The organism is Conyzicola sp. (assembly GCF_046714715.1).
GTDB lineage: Bacteria > Actinomycetota > Actinomycetes > Actinomycetales > Microbacteriaceae > Conyzicola.
On the sequence record NZ_JBKKAD010000191.1, the window covers coordinates 16,666 to 38,596 of the forward strand.

At 65.7% G+C, this 21,931-nt stretch carries 21 protein-coding genes, 1 tRNA gene and 1 pseudogene; 15 read left to right on the forward strand and 8 right to left on the reverse strand.

What is annotated here, in order from left to right:
• Positions 1 to 16 precede the first annotated feature (16 nt).
• The gene (locus tag ACLQ6X_RS15230) at positions 17 to 496 is read right to left on the reverse strand and encodes a DUF1269 domain-containing protein (RefSeq protein WP_411701005.1); all 480 of its coding nucleotides are present in this window, start codon (positions 494 to 496) and stop codon (positions 17 to 19) included.
• A gap of 92 nt (positions 497 to 588) precedes the next feature.
• On the reverse strand, positions 589 to 1,257 hold the full coding sequence (locus ACLQ6X_RS15235; RefSeq protein ID WP_411701006.1) for an ion channel: 669 nt from the start codon (positions 1,255 to 1,257) through the stop codon (positions 589 to 591).
• Between the two features lie 158 nt (positions 1,258 to 1,415).
• Between ACLQ6X_RS15235 and cls the strand changes: the two genes are divergently transcribed.
• From cls to ACLQ6X_RS15265, 6 genes are all read left to right on the forward strand, one after another.
• Positions 1,416 to 2,888, forward strand: coding sequence for a cardiolipin synthase (gene cls, locus ACLQ6X_RS15240; protein ID WP_411701007.1), 1,473 nt, complete (start codon positions 1,416 to 1,418; stop codon positions 2,886 to 2,888).
• 97 nt (positions 2,889 to 2,985) lie between these two features.
• Positions 2,986 to 3,387 (forward strand): SHOCT domain-containing protein, encoded by a 402-nt coding sequence (locus tag ACLQ6X_RS15245; protein WP_411701008.1) that lies wholly within the window; start codon positions 2,986 to 2,988, stop codon positions 3,385 to 3,387.
• A 396-nt stretch (positions 3,388 to 3,783) separates the two neighbouring features.
• A complete protein-coding gene (locus ACLQ6X_RS15250; protein ID WP_411701009.1) occupies positions 3,784 to 5,163 on the forward strand; it encodes a hypothetical protein in 1,380 nt (459 codons plus the stop codon).
• A gap of 28 nt (positions 5,164 to 5,191) precedes the next feature.
• Positions 5,192 to 5,605, forward strand: a complete 414-nt coding sequence (locus tag ACLQ6X_RS15255; RefSeq protein ID WP_411701010.1) for a hypothetical protein — start codon at positions 5,192 to 5,194, stop codon at positions 5,603 to 5,605.
• A gap of 1 nt (position 5,606) precedes the next feature.
• Positions 5,607 to 6,728: a hypothetical protein gene (locus tag ACLQ6X_RS15260; protein ID WP_411701011.1), complete on the forward strand. Its 1,122-nt coding sequence runs from the start codon at positions 5,607 to 5,609 to the stop codon at positions 6,726 to 6,728.
• Positions 6,729 to 6,849: 121 nt separating this feature from the next.
• Positions 6,850 to 7,377, forward strand: a complete 528-nt coding sequence (locus ACLQ6X_RS15265; RefSeq protein WP_411701012.1) for a hypothetical protein — start codon at positions 6,850 to 6,852, stop codon at positions 7,375 to 7,377.
• Positions 7,378 to 7,500: 123 nt separating this feature from the next.
• Here the strand turns inward: ACLQ6X_RS15265 and ACLQ6X_RS15270 are convergent, their stop codons facing one another.
• Positions 7,501 to 8,289: an alpha/beta fold hydrolase gene (locus ACLQ6X_RS15270; RefSeq protein ID WP_411701013.1), complete on the reverse strand. Its 789-nt coding sequence runs from the start codon at positions 8,287 to 8,289 to the stop codon at positions 7,501 to 7,503.
• Positions 8,290 to 8,353: 64 nt separating this feature from the next.
• Between ACLQ6X_RS15270 and ACLQ6X_RS15275 the strand changes: the two genes are divergently transcribed.
• Positions 8,354 to 8,674 (forward strand): hypothetical protein, encoded by a 321-nt coding sequence (locus tag ACLQ6X_RS15275; RefSeq protein ID WP_411701014.1) that lies wholly within the window; start codon positions 8,354 to 8,356, stop codon positions 8,672 to 8,674.
• A 173-nt stretch (positions 8,675 to 8,847) separates the two neighbouring features.
• Here ACLQ6X_RS15275 and ACLQ6X_RS15280 read toward each other — a convergent pair whose 3' ends face one another.
• The 4 genes from ACLQ6X_RS15280 to ACLQ6X_RS15295 form a co-directional block, all read right to left on the reverse strand.
• A complete protein-coding gene (locus ACLQ6X_RS15280) occupies positions 8,848 to 10,233 on the reverse strand; it encodes an ATP-binding protein (RefSeq protein ID WP_411701015.1) in 1,386 nt (461 codons plus the stop codon).
• A gap of 290 nt (positions 10,234 to 10,523) precedes the next feature.
• Positions 10,524 to 11,000, reverse strand: coding sequence for a hypothetical protein (locus ACLQ6X_RS15285; RefSeq protein ID WP_411701016.1), 477 nt, complete (start codon positions 10,998 to 11,000; stop codon positions 10,524 to 10,526).
• A gap of 241 nt (positions 11,001 to 11,241) precedes the next feature.
• The gene (locus tag ACLQ6X_RS15290; RefSeq protein ID WP_411701017.1) at positions 11,242 to 12,285 is read right to left on the reverse strand and encodes a zinc-ribbon domain-containing protein; all 1,044 of its coding nucleotides are present in this window, start codon (positions 12,283 to 12,285) and stop codon (positions 11,242 to 11,244) included.
• 198 nt (positions 12,286 to 12,483) lie between these two features.
• Positions 12,484 to 12,558 (reverse strand) — tRNA-Arg (locus ACLQ6X_RS15295).
• An 82-nt stretch (positions 12,559 to 12,640) separates the two neighbouring features.
• Here ACLQ6X_RS15295 and ACLQ6X_RS15300 point away from each other — a divergent pair.
• Together ACLQ6X_RS15300 and ACLQ6X_RS15305 are read left to right on the forward strand one after the other, a co-directional pair.
• Entirely contained in the window at positions 12,641 to 13,300 is a 660-nt protein-coding gene (locus ACLQ6X_RS15300) for a pyridoxal 5'-phosphate synthase (protein ID WP_411701018.1), read from the forward strand.
• Positions 13,301 to 13,371: 71 nt separating this feature from the next.
• Positions 13,372 to 14,166 (forward strand): transglutaminase-like domain-containing protein, encoded by a 795-nt coding sequence (locus tag ACLQ6X_RS15305; protein ID WP_411701019.1) that lies wholly within the window; start codon positions 13,372 to 13,374, stop codon positions 14,164 to 14,166.
• Positions 14,167 to 14,194: 28 nt separating this feature from the next.
• On the opposite strand, the gene ACLQ6X_RS15310 is transcribed toward ACLQ6X_RS15305, so the two are convergent.
• Positions 14,195 to 14,815, reverse strand: a complete 621-nt coding sequence (locus ACLQ6X_RS15310) for an iron ABC transporter ATP-binding protein (protein ID WP_411701020.1) — start codon at positions 14,813 to 14,815, stop codon at positions 14,195 to 14,197.
• Between the two features lie 81 nt (positions 14,816 to 14,896).
• Here ACLQ6X_RS15310 and argS point away from each other — a divergent pair, with 81 nt between their 5' ends.
• The 6 genes and pseudogenes from argS to thrC all read left to right on the forward strand — a co-directional run.
• Entirely contained in the window at positions 14,897 to 16,555 is a 1,659-nt protein-coding gene (gene argS, locus ACLQ6X_RS15315; protein WP_411701021.1) for an arginine--tRNA ligase, read from the forward strand.
• Positions 16,556 to 16,557: 2 nt separating this feature from the next.
• The gene (locus tag ACLQ6X_RS15320) at positions 16,558 to 17,355 is read left to right on the forward strand and encodes a DUF2993 domain-containing protein (protein ID WP_411701022.1); all 798 of its coding nucleotides are present in this window, start codon (positions 16,558 to 16,560) and stop codon (positions 17,353 to 17,355) included.
• A 9-nt stretch (positions 17,356 to 17,364) separates the two neighbouring features.
• On the forward strand, positions 17,365 to 18,174 hold the full coding sequence (locus ACLQ6X_RS15325) for a DUF2993 domain-containing protein (RefSeq protein ID WP_411701023.1): 810 nt from the start codon (positions 17,365 to 17,367) through the stop codon (positions 18,172 to 18,174).
• 80 nt (positions 18,175 to 18,254) lie between these two features.
• Positions 18,255 to 19,664, forward strand: a complete 1,410-nt coding sequence (lysA, locus tag ACLQ6X_RS15330; RefSeq protein ID WP_411701024.1) for a diaminopimelate decarboxylase — start codon at positions 18,255 to 18,257, stop codon at positions 19,662 to 19,664.
• Positions 19,664 to 20,998 (forward strand): homoserine dehydrogenase, encoded by a 1,335-nt coding sequence (locus ACLQ6X_RS15335; RefSeq protein WP_411701025.1) that lies wholly within the window; start codon positions 19,664 to 19,666, stop codon positions 20,996 to 20,998. The genes lysA and ACLQ6X_RS15335 overlap by 1 nt, the downstream gene beginning before the upstream one ends.
• Before the next feature lie 12 nt (positions 20,999 to 21,010).
• Positions 21,011 to 21,931: pseudogene (gene thrC, locus ACLQ6X_RS15340) on the forward strand (threonine synthase); the annotation flags it as partial.

Below are 21,931 nucleotides of genomic sequence, written 5' to 3' on the forward strand. Positions count from 1 at the left end.
TTCGGCGCACGGGGCGTCAGTTCGCGAAAGCCTCGCGGAGCGCCCGCTCGTCCTCTTCGCTCAGGTTCGTCTGGATGAGTTCCATCTCGGTGCCCGCGAACGCCTTCCGTACCTCGTCGGTGACCGCGTCGCTGGAGAGAACGAAGAGCGCCGACGTGCCCGGGGTCACCGACGCCCGCACCTGTTCGATGAAGGCGTCGTCTATCCCCACGTCGCGGAGGGAAGCGGAAAGCGCCCCCGCGGCCAGGCCGATCGCGGTTCCGAGCAGCGGGACGAAGAAGATGAGGCCGACGAGGAACCCCCAGAACGCTCCGCCGAGTGCGCCGAGCGATTCGTCGAGGCTACGGGTCTTCGGTTTTCTGTCGTCGATGTCCCAGGACACGACTGCGGCGTCGTGAAGCGTCACGAGTGCGCCGTCGTGCAGCGCTCGAAGCGTGCGGCCCGCGTCGTCGGCGCCCGTCGCCGTGTCGAACTTCCAGACGGAAAGGGTGGCCATCGTCGTTCCTCCTTGTTCGGCGTGGGCACCGGTGGGCGCGTCACTGTTCACATGGTCGCGCTCCGTCGACGAATGCACAACCAGCCCGCGCTTCAGCGGCCCGGGCGTTCCCAGCCCGCGACGACCCGCGCCACAGCAATGACCAGAAAGAGCTGTCCGGTAATCGCCTCCGCAATAGCAATGGTCCGTCCGACCGCCCCGACCGGTACGAGGTTTCCGTAGCCGGTTGTCGTCAGGGTCGTGAAAGAGAAAAAGAGTTGATTCGTCAACGAATCATCCTGACGCTCACCGAACGTCGGCAGACCCGTCGCGAGCGACACCACGTTGTACAGGAATGCGAAGAACATGCCAACCAAGACATAAGCAACAATCGCGGCGAGCAGGCTCTGCCCGTCGACATGCCGGCGTCGCAGCTGGTGGGCGATGACCGCAGCCGGGGCAACCAGATAGGCGAAGGCGGATGCCGCGGAGAGCACGACGTCGAGCACGTGGCCTTGAGCGCCGGTCGCCCACACCACAACGGAAGCCGCGCCGGCGACAGACAACACGATCCATCCCGTCCGACGCGCCCGTTCGTTGACCTCGGCTACCCGCAGGATCATCGCAACCGTCGCGAGCTGCACCAGGAAGGCGATGGAACTGGTGTTCGGCGTCACCTGGCCCGCGCACAGCGCGTACGACACCCCGACGAGAAGCAGTACAAGCGTGTAGCCGCCCAGCGACGACGCCCGTGCAGCTCTCGGCATCGCTGGCTCGGTCATCGTCTCAAACCTTTGATTCAGTTGTGTTCTGGGTTGCTCGACGGTACCCGCGCACCCGTTCGGGCACGTCACACGCGACGGATGACGTCGGGCGAACGAACCGTCGATACCGTCGACGTCAGGAAGAGACGGCGAGTGTCGCGGGTGGAAGGCGAAACATGGACGGAGTGCTGGCGGCGAATGTCGTGTGGATCATCGCCGTGCTCGTGGATTTCGCGATCCGGGTCGCCGCGATCATCATCATCCCGCGCGGCCGAAAACCCAGCTCGGCCATGGCCTGGTTGCTCGCGATCTTCTTCATCCCGTTCATCGGCATTTTCTTCTTCCTGCTCATCGGCAGCCCGAAGCTCCCGCGGAAAAGACGTGAGAGACAGAGAGAAATCGACGCGCTCATCGACGAGCGCAGCAACGAGATCGCGCCCGTGGTTCGACGCGACGACTGGCCAAAATGGTTCGGGCCCGTCGTCACCATGAATCGTGCGCTCGGCCGAGTACCGATTGTCGGCGGCAATACGGCCGTGCTCATCGACGACTACGAGCGGTCGATCGCAGAGATGGCAGGGGCCATACGTGATGCGACCACCTTCGTGCACATCGAGTTCTACATCGTGTCGTTCGACGCGACGACGGCCGGGTTCTTCTCCGCAATGGAGGCGGCCGTGCGCCGTGGTGTCCCGGTCCGGGTATTGCTCGACCACGTGGCATCCGTCAGGGCGGTCGGCAACAAACAGACGATCGCCGAAATGAACCGCATCGGGGTGCAATGGAGCTACATGCTGCCTGTGCAGCCGCTGAAGGGTAAGTACCAGCGCCCCGACCTGCGCAACCATCGCAAGCTCGTCGTGGTCGACGGCGAGGTCGCCTTCATGGGCTCGCAGAACCTCATCGCCCGCAGCTACAACTCTCCAAAGAACATCAAGCGGGGCCTCATGTGGCACGAGCTCATGACGAGGGTCACCGGCCCCGTCGTGAGCGGGATCAATGCGATCTTCCTCTCCGACTGGTACAGCGAGACCGATGAGATGATCATGCACGAGCACCTGCGGGTCGCGGACGTCGTCGCCGACACGTCCGATGCTGCCGTCGACTGCCAGGTAGTGCCGAGCGGCCCGGGCTACGACAGCGAGAACAACCTCCGGCTCTTCCTGGCCCTCGTACACTCCGCGCAGGAACGCGCCATTGTCACCAGCCCCTACTTCGTGCCGGACGAGGCCATGCTGTATGCGCTCACGTCAGCGTGCCAGCGGGGCCTCGAAGTGCAGCTGTTCGTGTCGGAGATCGGCGACCAGGGGCCGGTCTTCCACGCCCAGCGGTCGTACTACAGCGAGCTGCTCGCGGCAGGCGTGCGCATTTTCATGTACCCGGCGCCCTACATCCTGCACGCGAAACACCTCTCTATCGACGACTCCGTCGCGGTGATCGGATCGAGCAACATGGATATCCGTTCGTTTGCCCTCGATCTCGAAATCTCTCTCGTCGTGCATGGCGAGTCGTTCGTGAAACAGATGCGTGCGGTCGAGGCCGATTATCGCGCGGTGAGCCGCGAACTGACCCTCGACGAGTGGGCGAGGGAACCGCGCAGCTCGACGGTGCTGGACGGCGTCGCCCGGCTGACCTCCGCGCTTCAGTGATCGTCACACCAACGGGGTGATGCCGGCGCGGGAGGCGCGTGGCTACCGTGACTCGACGGCAAACCCGCTGCCGCGCTATTTGGAAAGGCCGCCGATCATGGACTTCTGGGAATTCATCTGGTACTTCTTTTGGGCGTACATCGTCATCTCGTTCATCGCCGTGCTCATCGGCCTGATCTTCGACGTGTTCCGCGACCAGTCGCTGGGCGGGTGGGCCAAGGCCGCGTGGGTCGTCTTCCTGGTCGTGTTGCCGATCATCGCTTCGGTCGTCTACCTCATCGCTCGGGGTGGCAAGATGACCGAGAGGCAGATCGAATACGCGAAGAGCGCGCGCGCCCAGACGGACGACTACATCCGCACGGTGGCCTCGACGTCGTCGGCGGACGAGATCGGGAAGGCTCGAGCACTCCTCGACGCCGGCTCGATCACCACTGCCGAGTTCGAGACGTTGAAGTCGCGAGCGCTTGCGGGCGCCTCCGCCCCGGCCGGCGCCGTCTGACCGGCTAGTCGACCCGGATCGGGACGCTCACGTCGGCCCCGCCCTCTCGGGTGAGCCGCTCGCCGATGGTGACCATGTCGGCGCGGGCACGAACCCCCCGGCAAAGAGCGCCTCACCCTGAGCTCGTCGAGCACCGCCATCGCGACCACGAGCGACTCGTCAGGGTAGGCGAAGCCTCCCAGATCGAGCATCGCCGCATCGGGTCTCTGGTCGACGATGTCCGTGACCGTCTCCAGATCGCCGGCCCACACACTCCAGTCGGTCACGGGCAGGTTTCGCGGGAACAGGCACGGCACGGATGTCTGCGCGTTCTCACGTCTAAGGGGTGATCTCCAGCTCGAAGGGACGCGGCAGCATTGCTCTTGCCACACCGTCGAGGACACGAGCGAGGAAATCATGGCCAATCTGTCCAACGCCGATCTCCTGAGGCGGATCGAGGAACTCGAAGCCGAGAACCGGGAACTCCGCGAGCACGAGGTCACGAGTCCCGAGTCGACCCTTTCCGGTGATGGTGCACCCGTCGAGAAGCGACGTGGCTGGGGGTGGACCCTGTTCGCCGCCGCCCTCATCACCATCGGATCGCTGCTGGCCCCGGTCGCGGTGGTCGCTTCGTGGGCACGGGTCGTGCTCACCGACACCGACCGCTTCGTCGCGGCGTACGCCCCCTTGGCCGGCGACTCCCGGATTCAGGCCTACGTCACCGACTCGACCCTCGTCGCGATCAAGGAGCAGGTCGACGTGCCGCAGATCACCGATGACGTGATCGACGGCATCACCGATTTGGGCACCGGCCCCGCGGCCACTCAGGCGCTGGAGCTGCTCAAGGGCCCTGCCGCGTCGGGGGTCGAGTCCCTCATCAAAAGCGGTGTCACGACATTCGTCGCGTCGGACGCGTTCGCCGATGTGTGGGAGTCTGCCCTGCGCCTGAGTCACGCCCAACTGGTCGCCCTGATGGAGAACGACCCTGACGCGGCGATCGCGATCGGCGCCCGTGGTGAGATCGGCATCCAGCTCGGTCCGATCGTCGACGCGGTCAAGGTCGCTCTCGTCGATCAGGGAATCGACCTCGCGAACCAGATCCCCGCCGTCGACCGCACGATCGTCGTCGCTCAATCCGACGCTCTGCCCTCGGTCCAGCTCGCTTATGGACTCGCCCTGGCCGCCGGCTCGTGGTTTCCCTGGATTGCCATTCTGTTTCTTGCCGCCGGTGTGCTCGTGGCGCGGCGCCGCTCAGTCGCGCTGATCTGGGCCGCCGCCGGCCTGGCGACCGCCATGCTCGTGACCCTCGCGGCCTTGGCCGTGGGGAACGTCGCGCTCGTCTCTGCGGTCAGTCCGTCCCTGCTGCCGTCCGGCGTCGCCGGGCTGCTGTTCGAGACGGTCGTGGTGGACATGCGCGCGACAGCGGTCGCGGTGCTCGTGCTCGCGGTGGCCGTCGCGGTTGTGGGCTGGCTCGCCGGCCCATTCGACGTGCCGCGCCGCCTGCGGGGTTTCGCCGGTGAGGGAGCCGCGCGGATACGCTCCGCGGCCGAGCGCCGGGGCATCACGACCGGTCGCACGGGGGAGTGGATCTACCTGCGTCGCGGCCTGCTGCGCGCCGCCATAGCGGTGGTGGGCGCCGCGATCGTGCTGTTCGTGCGGCCCATCACCGTGGGGCTCACGCTGTGGACGCTGGTTCTCGCTGCCCTTGCCCTCGCGATTCTGGAGCTGGTTCAGCGCCCGGTCGCCACCATCCCCGCACCCGCCGAAGACGACGTGCCCGTCACGATCGCGCAATAACCCGAACACTCAACGAAAGGACTGAATCATGAGCAACGCGACTGGGTATCGGAGCTCGTCGGACTGGACCGACTGGGTGCGTTTCGCCGGCGTCATCCTCATCGTCGGCGGCATCTTCAACCTCATCCAAGGTCTGGCGGCGCTCCTCGGCCCTGATGCCTACTTCGGCGTGGTCAACGGCGAGCTTCTCGTCTTCAACCTCGAGGGCTGGGGATGGTGGAATGTGCTGATCGGCGCTCTCACGCTCCCGACCGGAATCGCGCTCCTGAGCGGGGCGACCTGGGCTCGCATCGTGGCCGTTGTTCTCGCCATAGCGAGCGCCGTCGTGCAGATGATCCTCGTGCCCGTTCAGCCCTGGTGGTCGTTCATCGTCATCGGCATCGACGTGCTCGTCATCTACGCCATCGTCGCGCACGGTAAAGAACTCCGCGACCAGAACTGACATGCTGTTCGACGAACCGCAGTCCACCGCGAAACGCCCCATTCCGTTGAAGCGGTTGCTGCGTCATCCGGTCGCCGACTTCGAATCGCTCGAATCCGCCGCACTGATGGTGGGCGCGGCCGTGTTCGTCGTGGTCGCCGCCGTGTCGGTTTTCGTGTTCTGGGGCTATGACGTTCCGATCGCCGGGCCGGGCTCGATCGGCCAGTACGTCGCGTTCACGGCCGCGCTCGCCACGATCGTCGTGTTCGTCGCAGCCCGCATCCTCGTCAGCGGCGGCTCGGCCCCCGGCGCGCGGTCGAACGACAGGCTCAGCGCTCCCGGGGTGCGGCTGCGCTGGTACGACATCGCAGCGATCGCTCTCGCACACAGCGGGATTGCGCTGCTGGGATGGCTCGGCATGGCGAGCCTGTTGGACCGCAGCTTCCAGGGTGCCGTCGTGTTCCCGATCTCGGCGGCCGTGCTCGCCGCTGCCGCTGTCGCGGTCACCGCGTACGCCGTATTCCTTTCCGCCGTGCACCTCACGCCGATGCTGCTCTCGGTCGTGCTCGTCGTTTTCCTGGTGGTCGGATGCTTCGCCAGCATGCTGAGCGCCACCGACCCCCTGTGGTGGCAGAAGAACCTGAGCACCCTGGGCATCCCCGACGACGTGTCGGCGCTCGCATTCAACATCACGCTCATCGTGGGCGGGGTGATCGTGACCGTCATCGCGCACTTCGCGACCGCTTCGCTACCGGCGACGAGCCCGAAGGAGCAACGGGGTCGCGGTATCGTTCGCGGCGGGCTCGTTCTTATGGGCGTTCTGCTCGCGTGTGTCGGCCTGTTTCCGCTCGACCGGTCGATCACGCTCCACAACATCTCCGCGACCGGGATGGCGATCACGTTCGGTGTGCTCGCGATCGGGCTCGGGCGATTCGTGCCGTCGATGCCGCGCGTTTTCGTGCTGCTCGGCTACGTGTTCGTCGCGGCGATCGTCGTGCTGGCGATACTCTTCGCGACCGGCTACTTCACCCTGACCGCGGTCGAACTGATCGCCTTCCTGCTGATCTTCAGCTGGTTGATCGTGTTTCTGCGCAACGCGGGGGAGCCAGGAGATGGCACTCGGTCGACTCGCGCCGATGGTTGATGTAGCCTCACGTTTACGCCTGATCGCTTTTCGAGGATGAACCGAGGAGGTCAAATTGTCTCGCGGAGACATGATCGCACCGCCGCGTTTCGGCCAGCACGCGGTTCTAGGCGCTCTAGCTATGAGCGTGATCATGCTTCTCGCGGCGTGCTCGACCTCCGGTCCGAATGCTCGCGACGAGGCACTTGCCGATGCTCGCGTCAGTATCGACAAGGTTTCCGCCGTAGCAGTCGAAAGCGCCATAGGCCTCGATCTCGCCAGCTACTCGCTCGCCGTATCGCGCGGCGAGGCCTGGCCGAAGCCTGCCTTTTCGACAATTCAGGAAGATTCGCGAGAATTTCTTCCCGGTTGGGCGAGAGGGGCGTCGTTCGATGTCGGGACCGATCAATCAGGTTCTTACCCGCGCGTGGTGATCAGTTATGCCGTACCCGGGCAGGGTGCCGTCGGGAGCGGGTTCCACACGAAGGTGAGCGACGTGTTGGTCTGTGTGAAGATAGGAATCGAATTCATCGACGATCAGGTCGCGGTCCGAATGCCTCCAACTGTCGCCGCGATCCCATGCCCGGAAGACGTACAACAGTATTTCGGACCCGACGAACTAGTGACGCTCGACGAGGTGCTTGCAACGGGGCACGGACCGAAGCAGTAAACGCGAAACGTACGTGATGCCCCAGACACAGCTGACTAGGGACTTCAAACAACGTGCCGAGGATCCCGCCGCAGCTGCGCAACCGGCCGCGGTGGCGTCGCCTTCCGGCTGATCTTCAGCTGGTTAATCGTCTTCTTGCGCAATGCGGGCGAGCCAGTCGGCGACGAGGGCCGAGCACAGACCGGCCTGCTCGAAGAGGATGTTGTGACCGGCCGCGTCGAGTGCGGCGAACGACGCGCGCGGATAGTGATCTATTCGGTTCCAGGCATCGCGGTAGCCGACGACATCGTCCTGTCGGCCGGTAATGTGCAAGCTCGGTTGTAGGAACGGCTCAGGGTGCGCCACCTCGGGTTCACTGTCGAGCAAATAGCTGCGCGCAATGCGATCTAAGGCGTGCTTGTCGGCGCCTTCGATACCGGGCAGAACGAATTGCATGAACGCCCGTGCGTCGTCGGTCGACTCGACAACGGCGTCTTGCCGGTACTGCTCGACCGCGCCCCCGAGAATCGGCTCGATAAGGGGTTCTCGTGCCAGCACGGTTCGTGGCGGGACGTTTCGCTGATCGTGCGGGGCAACGAATACCCCGGCCACAGTGGCGAGTCCGAGAATCTGTGTGCGCAGCTCGTGGGCGACATAGCGGGCGATCATCCCACCGAACGAGCTTCCCAGAATGGCGAACGGCTCGTCGCCGAGGCGCGTCAGGAGTTCTCTGACAACCGCGTCCGCGACCTCCTGCGTGCTGTGAATCGTGTCCACCGGCGAACCGCCCGCACCCGGAAGATCGAGGTAGATCCGTCGCCATTGACCCGAGCGCTCGAGCGTCGGCTCGAGCGGGAGCAGGCTTCGATGATCCAGACCGAATCCGTGAAGCAGCACCACCGGGGTGCCAGAACCTTTTTCGTATGCGAACACTTTGCGAGACTATCGGTGTCGCGAAGCCATGCGACCCAGGGTCTGCGGGATGAGGATCGCCGGGATGATCAACTCGGAAACCGCGGTCGACGCGGCGCTCGTCGCCGACATCATCGACGCCGAACTGACCGAGGTCGCCCGATCATGGGGGCTGGGTGAGACCCGGTCGGTGGTCATTCTCACCCGCGGTAGCTGGCCCGTGGTCATCACCATCGCACCGATCGACGCCCACACGGGCGTATCGGTGTCGATACGGGAGGAGCCGTTCACGGGCGGCCCCGCCGGCCACGCCGGACCGGCGATGAACCTCGTCTGTGCGCTACTCGACCAAGAACTGTCGATAGCCGGAACCGGGGTTTCGACCGGGCCAACCCGCGATACGTAGGTGGTTGTCGCGCGCCGGGCCACACTGGACAATGTGTCAGCGTCGGACCCGCGCGGTTTGGCGATGTTCGTGCTCGAACGCCAAGCGAGTTTCGCCATCCCACTCCGGACAAGCGACCGGACCATCGGTCGCATACGCGCAGCGTCGCTGCACCGACGGGTTTAGTTCCTTGGCTAGACCTTTTGCCAAGCAGCTCGGTTGCCATTCCGTCCCGGAACTCGTTCAATCTTTCCGACATTGCGCAATGCGTAGAACACTTCCTTCACGGTGTTCTCGGACTGAATGCCCGTTAGCTCTCGCGCTGTTCTGTTCGTGATCTCTTCATGAGCGGCTAGATACTCCATAATTAGTTCTTCAGGTCGAGCCAGCCGCTCGTGCGGCAACGTTGCGATGAAGTAATTGCCTTCAACTTTGTAGCGCGGCGCCTTTAATCTTGCAGCCATCATCTTGTCTCGGGCAGTCGTGAGACCCTCGCCAATGTCTTGATTTAGCGGATTAGGGTAGCGGTTGAGCAGTCGCAGAACCTTTGGATTGCGAGAAGTGCGTTCTGTGAACAAGAGCTCCAGAGTCATCTGTCCGGCGAGGCCGCCTAGACTGCGAACTTCAACACGGTTGTCGAAGATCGAGATGTGCACATCGTCTGAGAGGTTGTAGTCCCTGTGGATAACCGCGTTGACGACGAGTTCCTTAAGCGCTTCGGGCGGGTATTTCATCGGCACGAGCGAACCATCGGGCTCTAAGACCGACACGGACTCGACAATCGAGGTAGTCCTCTCCAAGGCGCTCTCGACGAGCGTTCTGAGGGGTCCATCAACCGTTATGGGTGGAAAAGCGAGGTGTTCTCGACGAGGTTCACCCGCGGTCTCATAGCGCGAAATCTTGATCGCGCATCGTTTGGGAACTACAGATGACGGGTACTCCGAGAAAAGGAGGGCGGCCGACACCTTCGCCTGCCCGGTTTGCTGGTCTCCGATTCGCTCCCTGCGCGCGAAGTCGGTCGGGTTGACGTGAGGACTGTAGGTAGAGAGGAAGACTTGTAGCTCTGGCTCCGTACTCAATTCCGCCACCGAATAGTCCGCCAAGCTTTGGTCCTCGTAGCTCATGGAACCCTTTGCGAGCTGCAGATCGACGATCTGTTGGCCAGAGATCTCCGTGGAGCTTGCGCCTCGCCGCACGTAGACCTTGTTGGCGGCGGTGTAGTGGACGTCGCCGCTCTTCTCGACGCGAACCATGCAAGCGAGGCCTTGACCCTCATGGCCCTCAACGAGGTAATACTCGTAGGAGTATTGGACCGGCGGGCGTATGTCCGAAGTCAGCGACTGGTGGATGAAGTTCGACTCTTCGATGTTCGGGAAGCCGGACCAGAGCGAGATGCCCGATCCCGATGCCTGGTCCTCAATCCCAACGATGAATTCACCGCCGTCTGTGTTCGCGAGCGCGACTGCGATTTTTTGAATTACGGCCCCGCCGCTACGTAAGCTTTTCTGGTCCCAAAACGGCGATTCGTCACGCTCGATAAGAGCAAGGGCGTCTGGCAGCGAGATCTGTACGGTGTTCACGCCGCGAGCGTATCGGTGTATTGATCGAATGTCAGGTAACGACGCCCGTATCGAAAAAAGAGATGAACGCCGCTCGGTGCGTCGAGTCGTAATGAATCGAGGGGAAGCGCGTGGCGGAGTTGCGCGCAGCAGGTAGATGATTTGCAATGGTGCAGACCGTGTGACGGCCGCGTGGTCGCGAAATCACCAGGCGGACGTGGATATGTGAGTCAGGGTCGGGACCCCTACAGGGTCCAAGTCGCGACGGTCGGGTGTCCGAGACTTCGATCCGCCTTCACGTCAGGGCGGAGCTACTTCAAGAGTCGCATGCTCTTCTTCACCTCGGCAAGCAAGTTCCTCTCGGCCGCTTGCAATCTCGCCTCATTGCCCTTTATGTTCAAATTCTTGGGTAAATCACCCGCCAGCGCGTCTGCGGCATCCGCGACTTCCTTCATCGCCAGGGCAGCCGGTCTTGGCGCGATTAGTTCGAATTCAGCTGCTCTTCCGCGAACAACCCTCACCATGCTTCGAGCGACAGAGCTAGCTTCGTGCGGCTTCAGTTCGTCAATTGTGTCGTGCGTCATCTGTAATCGAAGTAGGTCGTTGAGTACCGTTGCCACTTCCATGTAACCGTCCTTCAGCAAGCCGTCCCACTGTCGAGAGTCCTCGCGGGCTAATTTGCGGCGATCGCTCGCTCGTAGCGAGATGAATGCGATGATCGAGGCGACGACGACAAATGCTCCGGTGAGCGCACTTCCCCACCACCACGGAGTCTGGTTCTCGCTCACGAGTTGAACGAGGAGCGGCGATGGAGACGGTGTTGGGGTCGGAATCACACCGGAACAGTATCAGTGGCGCTAGCTATCGACGAATGATGCTCATGACTAGTCGGCAATAGCGGATAAGTACAGCGCTGGCGAAAGAGAGCCTGCCCTTATCGACCGGCCGACGTCCCGGCTCCGATCGCCGTGCGACGCTGATGCTGTGCCCGATGACCGATTCGCGCTCAGTCGCGGCCCCGTGCCCGGCCTACAGGATGGCGTCCTCCGATTCCGATGCCGTGGAGGGTATGGCAAGAATTCGAGTGACGGGTTTGCACTTGGGGCATCCCTTCGACTGCTTCCGGTTCTGTACTGTCTGCTGGTGGTTGTGGCCGTCTGTGAGGCAGCGCCACCAGTGCTTCTGGTCTCCGGGGAAGATTTCGTCGGCCGCTTTGAGGTTGAGATACGGGTGGTATTCCATGGACATCAAGGGCTCGACAGTCTCCAGGTCGTTGACTCCCGTGATGAGTTTGCGGCTGCTGCAGACCGAGCATTGCTGTCCGAGGGTGATCTTGTCGATCCTGGAGTGGTGTTCGTGGCCTTCGTCGCATAGCCACCAGACCTTGCGGCGCTCCCCGTGTGTCACGTGTTCTGCGGTGAGGCTGCCATTGAGGACGGGGTGCCAGAAGCGCGCGATGAGCGGGTGGGTTGCGGTGAGGCTCGTCCGAGTGTCGATTCCGCGCTCGCGTGTGCAGATGTTGCAGCCCTTCTTTCCGGAGGTGAGCTCCCACGGGCGGGCGAAGAAGATGTGACCTTCGGGGCATCGCCAATCCGCGAGTTCGTTGGAGCCTGCGCTGAGGGCGGAGGGTGAGCGGCGTTCGGACCACCCTTCGGCCCACATCGCTGCCTTCTCGGGGTGGGTGGTGAGGAGGCAGTTCTCGCCGGCGCGGATGGTGCGGTTAGAGCAGACCGGGCACCGGTAGCTGGGGAGGGTCTTCTTGGATGGGCTGACTTCGTGGCTGTGACCTTTCGGGCAGAGCCACATGTGGTTCGTACTGGAGTTGACGGCGACCTCCGCTGCGGTGAGTCCGCCGTTGCGGAGGGTGTCGAATTGAGCAGCGGCGGTCGGGTTGGCGGTCTGGAGGTCGTTATCGCCAGGGCGGACGCGTCGGGCGGTGCAGCGCCCGCATGTCGGCGTGTACATGGTCGGCGTCATCGTATTGGGCAGGACGGCAGGCGGGAGGTAGTCGAACGTGTGGTCGTCGTCGCAGGTGAACTGTCTCGGTTCGGCGTCGATGCTGGATGGGTTCAACCTGGCCAGGTCGGCGGTCTGAAGGGCGGAGCTGATCTCGGTGTCGCCGGTCGTGGCGAGGTAGAGACTGATGTCTTCGAACTCGCCGGTGTGGGCCGTGAGTGCGAGGGCCGTGCTGGTGCGGAGCGGGTAGTCGTGGTCGAGCTTTGCATGTCCGGACTGGGAGGCAGAAGTCCAGACCGATGCGTCACGTGACAGTGGTGCCCCCAGGCAGATTCGAACTGCCGCCCCTGCCTCCGGAGGGCAGTGCTCTATCCCCTGAGCTATGGGGGCCCAGGTGCTTCACTAGGGTAGCAGCGTCTGGACACACCCAAAGGCGCAGCCGGTATGAGCGCGTCCTAGGTAGGGTTGAATGATGACCGATTCATCGTGGCGCGACACGCTCAGAGCTCTTCCCGTCTTCGCAGGCGAACTTCCGGGATTCAATACGGATGCCGCCCCGGATTCCCCGATCCCCCTCGTCGAAGAGTGGCTGAGCTACGCCATCGACTCCGAGATCTCGCAGCCGCACGCCATGACGCTCGCGACCTCGGGGGCCGACGGATCCCCCTCGGCGCGCACCCTCATCCTCAAGGACGTCACCGACGACGGCCTCTGGTTCTCCACCCTCGACAACAGCCCGAAGGGCCGCGAGCTCGCCGCGAACCCGAAGGCCGCCCTCACCCTGTACTGGCGTGAACACGGCCGCCAGATCCGCATCACGGGAAGCGTCGAGAAGGGCCCCCGCGAGGTGAGCGAGAAAGACTTCCTCGCCCGCAAGCCGTCCGCGCGCGCCGCGGCGATCGCCGGACCCGAGAGCGAGATCCTCGCGAGCCAGGAGAAGTTCCTGGAGCGTGTGGAGGAGGCCAAGGCCATCTTCGAGTTCCGCCCCGACTTCGTGCCCGACGAGTGGAACGCCTACGTGGTGAAGCCGCAGACGGTGGAGTTCTGGCAGGCCTCCCGCGACCGCGACCAGATCCGTCTGCGCTACTCTCGCGAAGCATCCGGCTGGGCCAGGAATCTGCTCTGGCCGTAGGCCCGCACGGCGTCCTGAAAACGTCGACGTAGAGAAACCTCGCCGCAACAATCGCGTGGCAGGATCGTCGCATGCAGCGATCCGTCTCCGCCCACCTCGAGCTCGACATCTCGGGCCGAACCGACATGGTCTTCAGCCTCGCGGTGAGCGCGAACAGCGTGCTCGACCGCGAGAACCTGTCGATCACGCTCGACGGGGAGCCCCAGTTCGCCAGGGAGCTCGTCGACCGGCACGGCACGCGCCTGCACCGCCTCATCGGTGAAGCCGGCCGCATGGTCGTCGACTACACCGCCGAGGTCGCCGGGCGGGCGCAGCCGATGCCCGTCGACGAGATCGACCTCGTCGCCTACCTGCGCCCGAGCCGCTACTGCGAGAGCGACAGCCTGTTTCCCACGGCGCGCAGCGAGTTCTCGGGGCTGAGCGGGCACGCGCTGCTCACCGCCGTCACGCTGTGGGTGTGGGAGAAGCTGAGCTACGTGCCGGGGTCGAGTCTGGTGACGGATGGCGCGTCCCGCACGCTCATGGCCCGCCGCGGCGTGTGCAGGGACTATGCCCACCTCGTGATCGCGCTATTGCGCGCCCTCGACGTTCCCGCCCGCATGGCCGCCGTCTACGCGCCCGGACTGAGCCCGATGGACTTCCACGCGGTCGCCGAGGCCTACATCGACGGACAGTGGTGGGTCGTCGACGCCACCCGCCTGGCGCCGCGGCAGAGCCTGTTGCGCATCTCGACCGGCAGGGACGCGGCCGACATCGCGTTCCTCACCAACCACTGGGCCGGCCTCACGCTGACGAGGCTCGACGTGCTCGCGGTCGCCGACGTGCTGCCGGTCGACGACGGCCAGCAGCTGCTGCAGCTGGGCTAGCTGTACTGGTGAGGCAGGTTCGGCCGGTTCAGCCGCCGAGGCCCGCGAGCGCGGACGCGATGATCGGCTGGGCGTCGCCCGGCTCGTAGAAGGCGGGCGATACGGCGGAAACCCAGTACGGGCCGGTGAACGCTTCGGCGGACCCGCGCGTGCCGTCGAACTCGAAGTAGCCTTCGACGCCGTAGGTGGGCACCGAATTGCTGGTGGTCACGAAGTTGTTCTTAAGGTCGGTGAGCTTGTCGGTGGGCAGGTTCGCCACGGCAACGACGAGCACCTCGCCGCTGGTCTGGTTGACCCAGCCGCAGGCGAGGCCCTTGGCTTCGACGATCGTCGCCGCCTCGCTGCCGGGCTCGGGCGTGTATCCCTCGCTCAGGCCGAAGTTGGGGTTGAACGCGTAGATGGCATCGGGGGAGAGCAGCTGGTTGCAGCCGATCGTAACCGGGCTGCCCACGCTGATGGGCGACTGCGTTGCCGTGGGCTCCGGGGTGGGCGTCTTCGTCAGCCTGGGCGTCGAACTCGAAGTCGAGGTCGGCGCGGTGTTCGTGGCGGAGGGAGTCGCATCCGTTTCGCTCGCGCAGGCGGACACGGCGGTCGTCAGGACCGCGGCGAGGGCGAGGGTGACGAGAACGCGGGAGGCGATGGTAGGCATGCAGACATTCTCACCCACCGGGACGCGGGCGGATGCACGGGCGGCCATGACGCGCCGTGCTCGACGATAAGCTTGGCCATCGTGAATCCCGCTGACCTCTCCGCCTCCCTGCTCACCATCGTCAATACAGTGGTGGCCGGCCGCGACGGCACGCCCGTCGCGATCGACGACGTGGCCCTCGAGCGCCCACGCAACCGTGATCACGGCGACTGGGCGTCGAACATCGCGATGAAGATCGCGAAGTCGCTGGGCGCGAACCCGCGCGAGCTCGCCACGCAGATCGCCGAGGCGCTCACGGCAGTGGAAGGCGTGGCCTCGGTCGACGTCGCCGGCCCCGGGTTCAACAACATCACCCTCGATGCCGCCGCCGCCGGTGCGCTCGCGAAGACCATCGTCGACGTCGACGCCGACTATGGAACGGGCGACCTCTACACCGGCGTGACCGTGAACATCGAGTTCGTCTCCGCCAACCCCACCGGCCCCATCCACATCGGCGGCACCCGTTGGGCGGCCGTCGGCGACAGCCTCGCGCGCATCTTCTCCGCCCAGGGCGCGCTGGTGACCCGCGAGTACTACTTCAACGACCACGGCGCGCAGATCGACCGTTTCGCCCGCAGCCTCCTCGCGAGCTACCTCGGCGAGCCCGCCCCCGAAGACGGCTACGGCGGAGAGTACATCTCCGACATCGCCGCTCGGGTGATCGCCGACTACCCGGGCGAGCTGTCGACGATCCCCACCAGGGAAGAGGTGCAGGAGGTCTTCCGTTCCACGGGCGTCGAGCTGATGTTCGGTGACATCCGCGCCAGCCTGCACGAGTTCGGCGTCGACTTCGACGTCTACTTCCACGAGAACGAGCTGCACGAGTCGGGTGCGGTCGAACGCGCCGTCGCCCGCCTGCGCGACCTCGGCCACATCTACGAGGCCGACGGCGCCACCTGGCTACGCACCACGGAATTCGGCGACGACAAAGACCGCGTCGTGATCAAGAGCGACGGGGAGGCCGCCTACATCTCGGGCGACCTCGCGTACTACCTGAACAAGCGCGAGCGGGGCTTCGAGCGCAACATCATCCTGCTCGGTGCCGACCACCACGGGTACGTGCAGCGGCTCATGGCCATGACCGCCGCCTTCGGTGACACGCCGTTCTACAACCTCGAGATCCTCATCGGCCAGCTGGTGAACCTCGTGCGCGACGGCGAACCGCTGCGCATGAGCAAGCGCGCCGGCACAGTCGTGACGATGGAAGACCTCGTCGAGGCCGTTGGCGTCGACGCCGCGCGCTACTCGCTCGTGCGCTCGTCGATCGACACCGAAGTCGACATCGACCTCGACCTGCTCACCAGGCGCACCAACGACAACCCGGTCTTCTACGTGCAGTACGCCCACGCCCGCACCGGCGCGGTCGCCCGCAACGCCGCCGACTCGGGGGTGACCCGCGACGTCTTCGATGCGGGCCTGCTCACCCACGAGACCGAGAGCATCCTGCTCGGCACGCTCGCCGAGTTCCCGCGCATCGTGCGTCAGGCCGCCGAGCTGCGCGAACCGCACCGCGTGGCCCGGTACGCCGAAGAGCTCGCCGGCACCTACCACCGCTGGTACGACAACTGCCGCGTCACCCCGCTCGGCGACGAAGAGGTGACCGACGTGCACCGCACCCGGCTCTGGCTCAACGACGCCACCGGCATCGTGCTGCGTAACGCGCTGGCCCTGCTTGGCGTGAGCGCACCGGAGCGCATGTAGCCATGACCGAGACCGCCCCCGTCCTCCCCGCCGCCCCGAAGGTACGCCGTCGCTGGATCGGCTGGGTGGTCGCGGGCGGTGTGCTCGTCGTTCTGCTCGTGGTCGGTTTCTTCGTCGGCGAGGCCGCTGCGCGCGCCTACGCGAGCGAGCGCATCCACGACGAACTGGTCGCCGCCTTCGAGCTCGAGGCCGACCACCCCACCGACATCGACCTCGGCGGCGGATCGTTGCTGCTGCAGGCGGCGTCGGGAACGGTGGACCGGGTGGATGTCGCGATCGACGACGTTCCCCTCGGCGACCTCACCGGCGACGTGACCCTGGCCGCAACGGGCGTGCCGATCGACACGGCCCAGCCCGCCGAGACGATCGCCGCGACGGCGACGATCGACGAGCAGAACGTGGGCAGTCTGCGCGACTATCTCAGCGGCATCCAGCTCGATTCCATCACCCTCGGCGACGGTGTCATCGACGTCTCGGCGACCGTGCAGGCGCTCTTCCTCTCGGTGCCGGTGGCGGCCGCGATCGAGCCGACGGTGACCGACGGTCAACTCGTGTTCGCCCCGCGCTCGGTGACCGTGAACGGCTCCGAAGTGTCGGTCGACGAGCTGATGTCGGGTCCGCTCGCGGGCGTCGCCTCCGGGTTCCTCGGCGCTCAGACGTTCTGCGTGGCACAGTACCTGCCCGCGGCGATCACCCTCGACGGCGTGACCGTCACCACCGACGAACTGGAGTTGTCGTTCGCGGGCGAAAACGTGGCGCTCGGCGGGGGCGACCTGTCGACCAAGGGGACCTGCGGTTAGGCTCGCACCATGACGGGTGACTCGGGGATCCAGTGGACATCAATCGACGCACCCAAGAGCATCCCGCCCAGGTGGCGCTGGATCGGGTTTCTCGTCGCCCTTGCCGTGGTCGGCGGTCTCGTGGCGTTCGCACTGATCGAGGGCGACAAGATCGTGCGTGGCATCGCCTCCGACGTGGTGCGCTCGGGAGTGACCAGCGCGCTCGAACTGCCGGAGGGCCAGGAGGTCGACGTCGAGCTGGGTGACGGGCTGCTGATCTTCCAGGCGGTCACCGGGTCGATCGACTCGGTCGACGTGCGTATTCCGGGCATGCCCTTCGGCGCAGCGACAGGAACCCTCCTGCTCACCGTCGAGGGCGTCGCGCTCGACCCGAGCGCGCCCGTCGACATCCTCACCGCCCGCGTCGAACTCGACTCCGACAATCTCTCGCGGTATGCCGGCAACCTGAGCTCCGTGCCGCTGAACAGCGTGACGATCGCCGGTGGGGCGGTGGGAATCGGGGCGGTCATCGCCGACCAGCAGGTCGCCGTGTCCCTCGCGCCGTCCGTCTCGGGCGGTACCGTCGCGTTCACGCCCGTCGGAGTGTCGGCCGCCGGGGTCGCCACTACCGTGGAGGCGGTCATGGCCAGCCCGCTCGCGTCGCTCGCGGGACCCATGCTCACCTCGAGCGGCTTCTGCGCCGCGGAGTTGCTGCCCGCCGCGCTCACCCTCTCCGACGCGGCGGTGGTGGGGGAGCAGTTGGTCATCACCGCTACCGGCACCGACGTGAGTCTTTCGGGCCTCGGCAGCAAGGGCACGTGCGAAGCGCCCGCCGCCTAGCGCTATAGGATAAAAACGGCTTCAGGGACCAATCCGGGTTCGCTCGCCTCACTCAACAGCAAATTCCGTGAGGTACATCCGTGATGAGAAATCCGCTCGCCCCGTCGTGGCTCGAGCTGCCAGCAGACGCCAACCTGCTCGACCCTTCGGTCTGGTCGCTGAACTCCGAGCGCTCCACCGACGGCGAACTGCTGATCGCCGGGGTCGCGGCGACCGAGATCGCCGAACGCTTCGGAACACCCGTCTACGTGGTCGACGAGCTGGACGTGCGAACGCGGGCACGGGGCATCCGCGAATCGTTCGACCGCGAATTCGGCAGAATCGGTTCCCGCGTCAAGGTCTACTACGCGGGTAAGGCGTTCCTCTCCACCCAGGTGGTCGCCTGGATGATCGCCGACGGCCTCAACATCGATGCGAGCAGTGGCGGCGAACTGGCCGTCGCGCTCGCCGCCGGAGCAGACCCGGCACGCCTCGGTCTGCACGGCAACAACAAGAGCCTCCGCGAGATCGACCGCGCGGTGGGCGTCGGCATCGGAACGATCGTCATCGACAGCCTGGTCGAGATCGAGAGAGTGGCGGATGCCGCGTCCCGCCACGGTCGCGTGCAGCCGGTGCGCCTGCGCGTGAACAGCGGAGTGCACGCCCACACGCACGAGTACCTCGCCACCGCCCGTGAGGACCAGAAGTTCGGCATCCCCCTCGCCGACGTCGTGGCCACGGTCGAAGCCATCCGCTCCCACGACTCGCTCGAGTTCCTCGGCCTGCACTCGCACATCGGCTCGCAGATCTTCGAGAGCGACGGGTTCGCCGAGGCGGCCCGCCGGCTCTTCGCGGTGCACGTCGAGCTGCTCGCCGGCGGACCCGTGCCCGAGCTCAACCTGGGGGGCGGCTTCGGCATCGCCTACACGAGCGCGGATGTCGCGTTGCCGATCGATACCCTCGCGGCGAACCTCGCCGACAGCGTGGCGCTGCTTGCCGCCGAGTTCGGCGTGGCCGTTCCGCTGATCGCCATAGAGCCGGGACGCTCGATCGTCGGCCCGTCGACCACCACGCTGTACACCGTCGGCACCATCAAAGACGTGCTCGTCGAGGGCACTGACACCCGTAAGTACGTGTCGGTCGACGGCGGAATGAGCGACAACATCCGCCCGGCCCTCTACGCGGCTGACTACTCGGTGCGGCTCGCCAACCGTGCCTCCGACGCGGAGCCCGCCCTCGTGCGCTTGGCCGGCAAGCACTGCGAGAGCGGCGACATCGTGGTGCACGCCGACTACCTGCCCGGTGACGTGCGGCCCGGCGACCTCGTGGGCGTTCCCGCGACGGGCGCGTACGGCTGGGCCATGGCGAGCAACTACAACTACCTCGCCAGGCCGCCGGTCGTCGCCGTGCGCGACGGTGAGGCGCGCATCATCATCCGCGGCGAGACCGAAGACGATCTCCTCAGCCGCGACGCCGGACTAGAACCCGTGTCTATTAAGGACCAGAACTAATGATCGAGTACCGCAATCTCCGAGTCGTCCTGCTGGGCGGCGGCAGCGTGGGTGCCCAAGTGGCGGCCCTCCTCCTCGAGCACGGCGACGAGCTCGCCAACCGTTCGGGAGCCGGCCTCGAACTCGTCGGCGTCGCCGTGCGCGACCTCGACGCCGAGCGCACCCCGGCGATCCCGGCGCACCTGCTCACCACCGACGCCGAGAGCCTGATTCTCGGCGCCGACATCGTGGTCGAGCTGATGGGCGGACTCGAGCCGGCGCGCTCCTACATTCTGCAGGCCATCAACTCGGGCGCCGACGTGATCACCGCCAACAAGGCGCTGCTGGCCACGCACGGCCCCGAGCTGTTCGAGGCGGCCGAGCAGGTGGGCGCCCAGCTCTACTACGAGGCGGCCGTCGGCGGCGCGATCCCCATAATCCGGCCGTTGCGTGACAGCCTCGCCGGCGACCGGGTCACGCGCATCCTCGGCATCGTCAACGGAACGACCAACTTCATCCTCGACCGCATGGACGTCAACGGCGACACCCTCGAGAACGCCCTCGCCGTCGCCACCGAGCTGGGCTATGCCGAGGCCGACCCGACCGCCGACATCGGCGGCTACGACGCCGCCCAGAAGGCCGCGATCCTAGCCAGCCTCGCGTTCCACACCACGGTTCCCCTCGAGTCGGTGCACCGCGAGGGCATCACCGAGGTCACCGCCCAGCAGGTCGACGCCGCCCGCAAGGCCGGCTTCGTGGTGAAGCTGCTGGCCATCTGCGAGCGCATCGCGATCGTCGACGCCGACGGCGCCGAGACGGGGGAGTACGGGGTGTCCGCGCGCGTGCATCCGGCGCTGATTCCCGCGGCGCATCCGCTCGCCGCCGTGCACGGCGCCAACAACGCGGTGTTCGTGCAGGCCGAAGCGGCCGGCAGCCTCATGTTCTACGGCGCCGGGGCCGGCGGCCTCGAGACCGCCTCCGCCGTGTTGGGCGACCTCGTCTCGGCCGCGCGACGCCACGTCATCGGCGGCCCCGGCATCGCCGAGTCGACGCACGCGACCATCGAGGTGCTGCCGATGTCGAGCGTGCGCACCCGCTACCAGATCACGCTCACCGTCGTCGACCAGCCCGGCGTGCTCGCCACGATCGCGAGCCTGTTCAGCGTGCACGGCGTGTCCGTCGAAGCGGTGTCACAATCGGTAAGCGACGGTACGACCGCGTCGCTGCCCACCGCTACCCTTGTAATCGTCACCCACGAAGCCACCGAGGCGTCGCTCGCATCAACAGTCGCGGCCCTCGGCAGCAACGATGCCGTGAGTGCCGTGGATTCCGTTCTGAGAGTTGAGGGCCTGTAAGTGTCAAACATCGTGAGCCGGCAGTGGCGCGGAGTTCTTAACGAATACCGTGACCGACTCGACATTTCCGACGCGACGCCCGTTGTCACCCTCGGCGAGGGCGGCACCCCGCTCATTCCCGCCCCGGCGCTCTCCGCCCGCACCGGCGCGAACGTCTGGGTCAAGTACGAGGGCATGAACCCCACGGGGTCGTTCAAAGACCGCGGTATGACCATGGCGATCTCGAAGGCCGTCGAGCACGGCGCGAAGGCCGTCATCTGCGCATCCACCGGCAACACCTCGGCCTCGGCCGCGGCCTACGCCACGCACGCGGGCATCAAGGCCGTCGTGCTCGTGCCCGAGGGCAAGATCGCGATGGGCAAGCTCAGCCAGGCCATCGCCCACCACGCCGAACTGCTGCAGGTGCAAGGCAACTTCGACGACTGCCTCGACATCGCACGCGACCTCTCGGCGAACTACCCAGTTCACCTCGTGAACTCGGTGAACCCCGACCGCATCAACGGCCAGAAGACCGCCGCGTTCGAGGTGGTCGAGGTGCTCGGCGACGCGCCCGATATCCACATCCTCCCGGTCGGCAACGCCGGCAACTACACCGCCTACTCGCGCGGCTACACCGAAGAGCTCGAACGCGGTGCCACCACCAAGCTGCCGCGCATGTTCGGCTTCCAGGCCGCCGGTTCCGCCCCCATCGTGCTCGGTCACGTCGTCAAGCACCCCGAGACGATCGCCAGCGCGATCCGAATCGGCAACCCCGGGTCGTGGGAGCTCGCCCTCGCCGCCGGCTAGGCGACCGACGGCTACTTCGGCGCGATCGACGACGAGAAGATCCTCGAGGCCTACCGCATCCTCGCCGGCGAGGTCGGCATCTTCGTCGAGCCCGCCTCCGCGATCAGCGTCGCCGGCCTGCTCGAACGTGCAGACGCCGGGCAGATC